Below are 8,546 nucleotides of genomic sequence, written 5' to 3' on the forward strand. Positions count from 1 at the left end.
TGCTCCCCGCCCCTGAAATCATCGCACGGTCACAACGAGACACCTCGTAACACTGGGTGTCGCCTTAGCTCGTAACACTGGGTGTCCATTGACACCATTCGACCGCTTCGACATAGTCGTCGAAATGGTCGGTCCCTTCCGGGAAGTAGGCGAGATCCTGGTCGGGCAGGTTGATGTGCCACTTGCGCATATCCTGCTTGGCCAGTTCGATAAAGAACGTCCCGATCGCGTTGCCTACCCCGCGGCTGCCGGAATGGAGCATCACCCACACGCGCTGTTCCTCGTCGAGGCACAGTTCGATGAAGTGGTTGCCCGTCCCGAGCGTCCCGAGGTGCATGAGGTTGTTGGTGTTGCGCAGGCGCGGATGCTTGGCGACGATACGTCCGAACCGTTCGGCCAGTATTGCCCAGGCGTCGACCACCACGCGCGGGGGTTCGCCCCACGCACCCTTGTCACGCTTGCCGCGCCCGACGGAGCGTCCGTGCGGCACCGCAGCCTCGATCGCCGAGCGGATGCTTGCGAGGTTGTCCGGCAGATCGCTCGCGACGAGCGAGGTGCGCGCCGCCATCATCCCGCAGCCGATATCGACTCCGACCGCCGCCGGGATCACCGCGCCCTTGGTCGGAATCACCGAGCCCACGGTTGCGCCGATCCCCACGTGGACATCGGGCATGGCCGCGACATGCTTGAAGATGAACGGCATCTGCGCCGCCCGCGCGAGCTGCGCGCGCGCCTCATCTTCGACGGGAACGCCGCGCGTCCACATCTTGATCGGCGCTCCGCCTTCCGGCTGATGAAACTCGTACGTCGTCTGGGTCATCGCGACCTCCTGTTGTCCTTCATAAGTGCTGGCGACGAGGTTTGGCGAGACATCCCGTTGCTTTCCTTGCGGATCGCGCGGGGGCGGAGTCGAACCGCTCGGCCTTTCGGCCTTTACCGATGTAGTCCCGCCGGCATTCGCCAGCCTGTTCGTTTTGCATTGGTGCCGGCGGCGAGGGGTTGGCGAGACGTTTTCCTGAGCTACTCCGGTTGCCCGGGGGCGGCTTCGAACCGCCGACCTCCTGCTCTCGCAGGCGCTCTGACCCATGTAGTCCCGCCGGCATCCGCCAGCGTGGGTTAAAAATCTTGGCTCACGGCGACGAGGATTTGGAAAGACGTTCCTGCTCTACCAACTGAGCTACGGGCCCATAGATGGTGGGCCCGGCGGGACTCGAACCCGCGACCAGGCGATTAACAGTCGATGTAGTCCTTCCGGCATTCGCCATGAGCTTGGGAAAAGGCCGGGGCAACGAGTGTTGGTGAGACAACGGCCCTTAAGCTACGTTCCGGCGGCGGGATTCGAACCCGCATCTCCCCGCAGGATTGCTCCCATGAGGCGCTTTACTCGTCGGGCCTGTCGTGTGGAGGTGTAGTCCCACCGGCATTTGCCCCGGCCCTTTCCCAAAAGAGGGTGCGGCCGCGGCGACGAGGATCGGGAAAGACGGGCGCCCTCAGCTGAGAGCCACCATCGTTGCAGGATGTAGTCCTTCCCGGCATTCGCCGCGAGCCGCACTGTTCAGTTCATTCCAATCTCCACTTCGTTGACGACTTGGGTCCAGTCGCGCGCCGTCCCGTTGGCAAAGCGCGCCATCGTGTCGAACACCGCGTCGGTGAACCCACCGACATTCATGATGTCCTTGCGATCCTTGGCCTGCGCCGTGCCGTAAGGCTGGATGTCGATGCAGATCAGCTTCGCGCCCGGGTTGCGGGCCTTCAGCCGGGTCCACTCGTTCATCGTCGCCGTCGCCCCGCGCCGGGAGGGATCGAGCCAGGATTCGTTGTCCGACACGATCACCACCACATCGACCTTGGCCTTCTCGCGGTTGAGCAGGGCCAAGGGCGCCGACACGCAGGTGCCACCGCCGCCGACCCCGGCCAGCTTCGCGGCATTCACCGCGACCCGTGCCTTGGGATCGAGCTTGAGCGGCACCACGTCCACCTCGAACGGCAGCACGCGGGTCTGCGGATTGCTCCGCAGCATCGCGGCCGCCACCAGCGCGGCGATGTCGATGCAGCGGACGACCGAGGTCGCACCCTTGCGGTACCCGGTCGCGGGCGAGCCCATCGAGCCCGACACGTCCGGACACACCACGACATGACCTTCCAGCTTCGGCACCCGTGCCAGCGAGGCATCGAGCGCCGTTTCCAGCGCCGCCTGCACCAGTAGCGGAACGCCCTCGCCAACCTGGCCGAGCGCGGTCATTAGCTGGTACGGAGCCGGACGAACCTTCGCCATCGCTTCGGCGTCCGCCAACCGCGCCGCAACCGCCTGGGTCACGCCGTCGATCTGGAACGCACCCTTGCGGGCCAGCATGTTGAGGTTCATCCGCAGCGCCTGCCAGCCCATGCGCTCGGCCATCACCGCCCATTGCTTGGGCGTCAGATCGAAGGCGGTCAGCCATTCGAAGGGCACATCGGGCAGGGGCCGCGAACGGTCCGCCTTCCATGCCTCGAACGCTGCGATCTCCGCCGGAAGCGCGGCGACGTCATAGGGCTTGCCGATCAGCCAGCCATAGAACGCGCGCCGCTCGGCCGAGGCCGGGGCCGGGTGGACCATCTTGACGATGTCCGCGAGGCTCGGATCATTACCGGTCGCCGCCTGCATCAGCTGACGGATCGAGGCATTCTCGAGCCATTCGCGGACCAGCCGCTTGGGCCGCGAGCCGAGCGAGGTTCGCCCGACCTGGCCCGAACGCATGATCTGCACGAAGGTGCGCAGCATCCGCCCATTGTCGACCACACGGCGGAACACCGGGACCATCAGGTCCGGCTCCACGACCGAGAGCAGCGCGGCAAGCAGCGCCGGCATGTCCTTCATCGCGCCCGACTGCCGCGCATAGACCGCGCACTTGGCGACCCACAGCGGATCGACCGCGCGCGCTGCTTCGAGCGCCTTGGCGAGCTGCCCTTCGGCATGGGCATAGAAGCCGTCCGAAAGCGTGCCGGTGGCGGCGAGCTGCGCAAGCAGGGCTTCGGGGCCATAGGCATAGGCCTTGCCGCCCGCCTCGTTGACCGTGTCGGCCCGCGGCAGGAAGCGCGCGAGCGCCGAGGAAAAGAGCGTCTTGTTGGCCATTGTCCAACTCCATCGTGAATTCGTTCTGCCGGGCTTTGGGCGGCCGGCCCATTCCGGCCGCCCCTTGTCCTGCATGGCACCGGGTGTTCGACCGCCCGGCGCTTTTCCTAGAGCATGGCGCGTGCCAAACCTGCGCGTGGCTGGGCATTTAATATTCAACCATCTGATATCATGAGACTAAATTCTACATCCGAGAGCTGCGGCAATCTGTCGCCTCCAAGCCAGATGGATAAACTTGTATCGCCTACGATAAACATTTATCGCTGCTTGTGATGAAACCCACCACCGTCATCGGCTTTCTCGGCTCCACACTCGATGCCGCCAAGTTCGGGCCTTCTCGCTGGAACAAGTGGCGGCCTACGGTCAGCATCTGCATGCAGGAGGATCTCAGGGTCGATCGCTTCGTGCTGATCCACGGCAGCTACCACAGCCGTCTCGCCGAGTTCGTTGCCGAGGATATTCGCTCTGTCTCGCCCGAGACCGAGGTTGTGCCGCATGTCATGGATTTTGCCGACGCCTGGGATTTCGAGGAGGTCTACGGCAAGCTCCTCGACTTCGCGCGAGCCTTTCCCTTCGATCCCGAGACGCAGGACTACCTTGTCCACATCACCACCGGCACCCACGTCGCGCAGATCTGCCTGTTCCTGCTGACCGAGGCGCGATATCTGCCTGGCCGCCTGCTCCAGACCCAGCCTGCCCGCGGGCTTCCGCAGCCGATCGGCACCTGGGCCGCAATCGACCTCGACCTGTCGCGCTATGACTCCATCGCCACTCGCTTTGCCGAAGCGAGCGAGGAAAGCGCCAGTTTCCTCAAGAGCGGCATCGACACGCGCAATGCGGCCTTCAACCGCATGATCGAGGAGATCGAGCAGGTCGCAGTGCGCAGCCGCGCGCCGATCCTGCTGATGGGGCCGACCGGCGCGGGCAAGAGCCAGCTGGCGCGCAAGGTCTATGAGCTCAAGAAGCTGCGCCATCAGGTGAGCGGTCCCTTCGTCGAGGTCAATTGCGCGACGCTGAAGGGCGACAGCGCGATGTCGGCGCTGTTCGGGCACAAGAAGGGGGCCTTCACTGGTGCAGTGCAGGATCGCCCGGGCTTGCTCAAGAGCGCCCACAAGGGCGTGCTGTTCCTCGACGAGATCGGTGAACTCGGCCTCGACGAGCAGGCGATGATCCTGCGCGCGATCGAGGATGGGCGGTTTCTTCCCGTCGGCGCGGACAGCGAGGCGAAGAGCGAGTTCCAGCTGATCGCGGGGACCAACCGCGATCTGGTGAGTGCAGTCGCTGCCGGAGCCTTCCGCGACGATCTCTTTGCCCGCCTGAACCTTTGGACCTTCACCCTTCCGGGCCTTGCCGAGCGCCGCGAGGATATCGAGCCCAACCTCGACTTCGAGCTGGACCGCTTCGCCGAGCGCGAAGGCACGCGCGTCACCTTCAACAAGGAGGCGCGCGCCCGCTATCTTGCCTTTGCCACCAGTGCCGACGCGCGATGGTCAGGCAATTTTCGCGACCTCGCAGCGAGTGTTACCCGCCTGGCGACGCTTAGCGACGGCGGCAGGATCGATGTGGATGCGGTTGTGCTCGAAACCGGACGCCTTGCGCGGCTGTGGTCCAGCGAGGTGTCGGACAATCCGGGGCTTGAGGCGCTGCTGGGGTCGGAGCGGCTCGCCGACATCGACCCTTTCGATCGTGTGCAGCTCGAATACGTCGTGACGGTGTGCCGACAATGCCTGAGCCTCTCGGAAGCCGGTCGTCGCCTGTTCTCTGCCTCACGCCGCCAGCGCAGTTCGACCAATGATGCTGACCGGCTACGAAAGTATCTCGCCAAGTGGGGCCTAGACTGGGCGGGGATCGCAGCAGCGCATCGCTGAGCGCTCGATGGCACCAACATAGTACCGTGCGGTGTGGGGCATCACACTAAGGGAAGGCAGCGGTTGTTTAGCCGCTGCCTCCCTGCAAGGCCGGGCATTAGGCGCCCGGCTGCATGTCCTTGGTCTCGTCGTCGAGCGGCGTCCGCAACGCGATCCGGCCATTGATCGGCACGACTTCGAGCTGGAGCGACAGGCCCTTGCGGTCGCGGTGGAACCATGCGGCTCCGACCTTGGTCCAGAAGGCCTTGTCGCCGCGATTGCTGACATGCCAGGCGATGAAATCCGGAGCCTTGGGCTCGGGCGCGCTGGCGGGTGCGGATGCTTGGGTAGTGCGGGCCATGGGATGTTCCTTTCGTGTTGGTGGCTCGTTGCACCAAACAGCAAGGCCGCGCGGCAAAGGGTGTGGGGTCATGTCCAACACGGGTGACGGACCGGAACCGGCGCGGGCCGGACATTGACCCTCGACCGCGCGCGGCCAGTGCGGGTGCGCAAAACGAAGCCGCCAGACCGAGGGAAAGTAAGGCCGCCTCTACCTTCGCTTGCGCCGCGCCGCGCTCTGCCCCAAACCCCTGCCATGGCGACGGAAGGCACCGAGCGAAAACGCTGGAGCGAAGAAGAGACGGTGCTCGCGCTGTATCTCTATTTCCAGCTGCCGTTCGGACAGCTGCATTCGGGCAATCCGGAGATCCAAGCGCTGGCCGCTGCCATTGGACGGACCAACGGGTCGGTCGCGATGAAGCTGGCCAACTTCGCGAGCCTCGATCCCAAGATCACCGAGAGCGGGCGCAAGGGACTCGATGGCGCATCGAAGCGCGACCGCACCATCTATGCCGAGTTCGGACAGGACTGGTCCGGCCTCGTGTCCCGCGCTGAACAGCTGTGGGCCGGCCAGGTCGAGCGTTCGGTGGCGGCCGCGCCGCTATTGCCAACGAGCAACCAGCCCCTCCGGCAAGAGCGTAGCGCATGGAAGTTCGAACCGTGGCAAGGCGAGTCCACCACGCAGGCGATCGTGAACCAGCGCGTCGGCCAGGACTTCTTCCGCCGCGCGGTGCTCGCCAACTATGAAGAGACGTGCTGCATCACCGGCATCGCCGATCCGCGCCTGCTGACCGCCAGCCATATCATGCCCTGGGGCAAGGACAGCCAGAACCGTCACAATCCCGCCAATGGCCTGCTGCTGTCGGCAACGCTCGACCGCGCCTTCGATCGCGGGCTGATCACAGTGGACCGCGCCCGCCGTATCCATGTCTCGCGCCAGCTGCGCGACAGCCGCAGCCGCGAGACCCGCGACTATTTCCAGCAATTCGAGAAAGCGACGCTGCGACCGGCGGCACGGTTCGATCCGGAGCCGGCCTTTCTCGACTGGCACAATGAACACTGCTTTGTGGATCAGCGCGCCGCCTGATGTGTCAGGCGGCGCGCCTTGAGCTGCAGACCCCCATCCCTCGACCACATCAGAACAGGGAAAACTGCGCCTCCTCGCCTGCGAAGAACATGACGGGCGGACCGGCCATCACAAGGTCCCGCCCGGCATGGCGCACGGTAATGCCATCATAAAAACCCGCCTGATCACCGCGCGCGCGATCGCCATCCCGACACCGATCATGATAGCTGCGGGCTATGCCGCCATAGATGGAAGGGTGCACAAGCCGGTAGGCCTCGACTCCCGAAGGACCTGTGCCGACACAGACCCAGAGGTCTCCGGCGTATTGGAACGGCTTGCGGATAGGCTGACCCATGCCGATTCGGTCAGCACTGTAGCTGGCGCGGATATCGCCCTCGCCGATTTGCTTTTCGCTGGCATGGCACCACGCACCGAAAGCAAGGCGCGACGGTTCCACCGTGTAGGACAGGCGAGCCATATCAATACTCGCTCGCCAACATGATGGTCAGCACCCGCCGAGTCACAGCGGGATCGGCAGGGTCCTCGGTGCCAGAACACAAATCGCGGTCATAGGCATCGATCTTCCAGAACACGGTCACGGCAACATCAACAGGCCGCAAGGTCGACCAGACACCGTCCAGCCCCTGATAGATCGCCCCGAAGTCGCGCTCGCCATGGGGATCATTGTCGGGCGTGAAGACATCGAAGGTCTCGACCAGCTCGCGCAGCCGCGACTGATCCGCCTCGGGCAAGGCCCGAATCCCCTCGGTCGCAACGACGACACAGGCAAGGCCCATGGCGCGGCGCGCCAGATCATTGAGCCGCGCAATCCGCTCGGCCCGCGTCAACATTGCGCCGCTCATGACGCGATGCTCCCGCCGTACTCGCACAGCCGGACCAGCTCACCAAAATCCTCGCGCTCGCCCAGCTCGTCCGCCAGCTGCTGCACCGCCACCAGCGGCAAGCCGTTGTCATGCGCCAGCATGCGCAGCCAGTCCTCCCGGCACTCGGCCCCGCATGCGCGATAATTCAAGATCAGGTCACCCATGGTCCAAACTCCATCCGGCAAAGCCGCATCCGTCACGCGGCATGCGGCTCTGCCTTCCGGCGAGGATGGGAGGGGGAGGGAAAACCCCAATCGATGTCCTGGCGCGGGCCAGCGGGCGAAGCCCGCCACACGGGGGTGTCGATTGGGGTTTGGGAACGAGAGGGCAAAGCCCTTGGCGTTCCCCTCAAGGATCGCAGCAGCGATCCGCACAAGAACGGCGCCCTTGCACGGCGCGAAGCCGCCGGACGCCCTGCGCGCGGGCCAAGTGGGCCAGCGGGCGTCCGCCAATGAGAGAGGCAAGAGCGCCTGCGGGTCAGCTCAGGAACACCGCGCCCTCAGGAGCATGGCCACAGGCCATGCGGGACAGAGCGCGTCCGCCAGAAACTCCCGCTCCGCTTGCACCCGCTCCTGATCGTCACCCGGATGGGCCGGGACTACAGGCCGGGTCCGCGCCAGCGGATAGAGCAGGTTGCCCGGCAGGGTAGCGAACCGGACGACCAAATCCAGAATTAGCGCATTGCATCAAAACGGCCGGCAACAAGCGCCCATCCGGTCAAATTGAGTTCGTTTAGGGCAACAAGGGCAACCCCAATTCTTTCAAGAATACGTTGTGATCGCTGATGGCGGAGGCAATTCTGCTCTCCGCCTTTGTCAGCCTGTCATGGACCGCGCCCAAGTCGATTTCCTCATCCGCTGTCGCCGTGCTTATGTACCGGGAAATGTTGAGATTGAAATCGTTCCCTTCAATCTCTTCCATCGGCACGCAGCGGGAAAACCGGGTTTCCTCTGTGCGGAATTGATAGGTCGAGACAATTTTCTCGATATGCTCGTCGGTCAGATTGTTCTGCCGTTTGCCCTTCTCGAAATGCTCCGCCGCGTTGATGAACAGCACGTCATCAGGCTTCTTGCACTTCTTCAGCACCAGGATGCACACAGGGATGCCGGTGGAATAGAACAGGTTGGCGGGCAGACCGATGACGGTGTCGATATGGCCGTCCTTTAGCAATTTCCTACGGATTTCAGCTTCCTTGCCGCCCCTGTGTCAACGGCGGAGTAAAAGTCGGCCATTGGGCGGCGCAAAATCAGGCCACTTGATCCGCGCCTTGGCGAGCGCTGGGAGGGCGTAGCCCGAGC

General features: G+C 64.3%; 8 protein-coding genes and 1 pseudogene. 2 read left to right on the forward strand and 7 right to left on the reverse strand.

Translation table 11 applies throughout. From position 1 onward, the window contains the following. Nucleotides 1–64: 64 nt before the first annotated feature. Together C0V72_RS15485 and C0V72_RS15490 are read right to left on the reverse strand one after the other, a co-directional pair. The gene (locus C0V72_RS15485; protein ID WP_324761553.1) at nt 65–820 is read right to left on the reverse strand and encodes an RtcB family protein; all 756 of its coding nucleotides are present in this window, start codon (nt 818–820) and stop codon (nt 65–67) included. Between the two features lie 735 nt (nt 821–1,555). Next, complete coding sequence (locus tag C0V72_RS15490) at nt 1,556–3,112, reverse strand: vWA domain-containing protein (protein ID WP_101795038.1); 1,557 nt, start codon at nt 3,110–3,112, stop codon at nt 1,556–1,558. Between the two features lie 272 nt (nt 3,113–3,384). Between C0V72_RS15490 and rtcR the strand changes: the two genes are divergently transcribed. Beyond that, nucleotides 3,385–4,980: an RNA repair transcriptional activator RtcR gene (gene rtcR / locus C0V72_RS15495; RefSeq protein ID WP_101795039.1), complete on the forward strand. Its 1,596-nt coding sequence runs from the start codon at nt 3,385–3,387 to the stop codon at nt 4,978–4,980. 97 nt (nt 4,981–5,077) lie between these two features. Here the strand turns inward: rtcR and C0V72_RS15500 are convergent, their stop codons facing one another. Next, nucleotides 5,078–5,320: a hypothetical protein gene (locus C0V72_RS15500; protein ID WP_101795040.1), complete on the reverse strand. Its 243-nt coding sequence runs from the start codon at nt 5,318–5,320 to the stop codon at nt 5,078–5,080. Nucleotides 5,321–5,554: 234 nt separating this feature from the next. Between C0V72_RS15500 and C0V72_RS15505 the strand changes: the two genes are divergently transcribed. Next, nucleotides 5,555–6,385, forward strand: coding sequence for an HNH endonuclease (locus C0V72_RS15505; protein ID WP_101795041.1), 831 nt, complete (start codon nt 5,555–5,557; stop codon nt 6,383–6,385). A gap of 49 nt (nt 6,386–6,434) precedes the next feature. Here the strand turns inward: C0V72_RS15505 and C0V72_RS15510 are convergent, their stop codons facing one another. From C0V72_RS15510 to C0V72_RS15525, 4 genes and pseudogenes are all read right to left on the reverse strand, one after another. Beyond that, entirely contained in the window at nt 6,435–6,842 is a 408-nt protein-coding gene (locus C0V72_RS15510; protein ID WP_101795042.1) for a hypothetical protein, read from the reverse strand. Nucleotide 6,843: 1 nt separating this feature from the next. Next, nucleotides 6,844–7,227, reverse strand: a complete 384-nt coding sequence (locus C0V72_RS15515) for a DUF3768 domain-containing protein (protein ID WP_233999986.1) — start codon at nt 7,225–7,227, stop codon at nt 6,844–6,846. Beyond that, a complete protein-coding gene (locus tag C0V72_RS15520; protein WP_101795043.1) occupies nt 7,224–7,412 on the reverse strand; it encodes a hypothetical protein in 189 nt (62 codons plus the stop codon). Before C0V72_RS15520 ends, C0V72_RS15515 begins: the two co-directional genes overlap by 4 nt. A gap of 568 nt (nt 7,413–7,980) precedes the next feature. Beyond that, nucleotides 7,981–8,439: pseudogene (locus tag C0V72_RS15525) on the reverse strand (N-6 DNA methylase); the annotation flags it as partial. Between the last annotated feature and the right edge of the window lie 107 nt (nt 8,440–8,546).

The sequence above is a fragment of the Porphyrobacter sp. TH134 genome, from assembly GCF_002855495.1.
Classification (GTDB): Bacteria; Pseudomonadota; Alphaproteobacteria; order Sphingomonadales; family Sphingomonadaceae; genus Erythrobacter.

What these genes read in the sequence shown, in the direction of transcription:
- C0V72_RS15485 (WP_324761553.1), bottom strand. Translation starts at nt 820, where the DNA reads ATGACCCAGACGACGTACGAGTTTCATCAGCCGGAAGGCGGAGCGCCG.
- C0V72_RS15490 (WP_101795038.1), bottom strand. Translation starts at nt 3,112, where the DNA reads ATGGCCAACAAGACGCTCTTTTCCTCGGCGCTCGCGCGCTTCCTGCCG.
- rtcR (WP_101795039.1), top strand. Translation starts at nt 3,385, where the DNA reads ATGAAACCCACCACCGTCATCGGCTTTCTCGGCTCCACACTCGATGCC.
- C0V72_RS15500 (WP_101795040.1), bottom strand. Translation starts at nt 5,320, where the DNA reads ATGGCCCGCACTACCCAAGCATCCGCACCCGCCAGCGCGCCCGAGCCC.
- C0V72_RS15505 (WP_101795041.1), top strand. Translation starts at nt 5,555, where the DNA reads ATGGCGACGGAAGGCACCGAGCGAAAACGCTGGAGCGAAGAAGAGACG.
- C0V72_RS15510 (WP_101795042.1), bottom strand. Translation starts at nt 6,842, where the DNA reads ATGGCTCGCCTGTCCTACACGGTGGAACCGTCGCGCCTTGCTTTCGGT.
- C0V72_RS15515 (WP_233999986.1), bottom strand. Translation starts at nt 7,227, where the DNA reads ATGAGCGGCGCAATGTTGACGCGGGCCGAGCGGATTGCGCGGCTCAAT.
- C0V72_RS15520 (WP_101795043.1), bottom strand. Translation starts at nt 7,412, where the DNA reads ATGGGTGACCTGATCTTGAATTATCGCGCATGCGGGGCCGAGTGCCGG.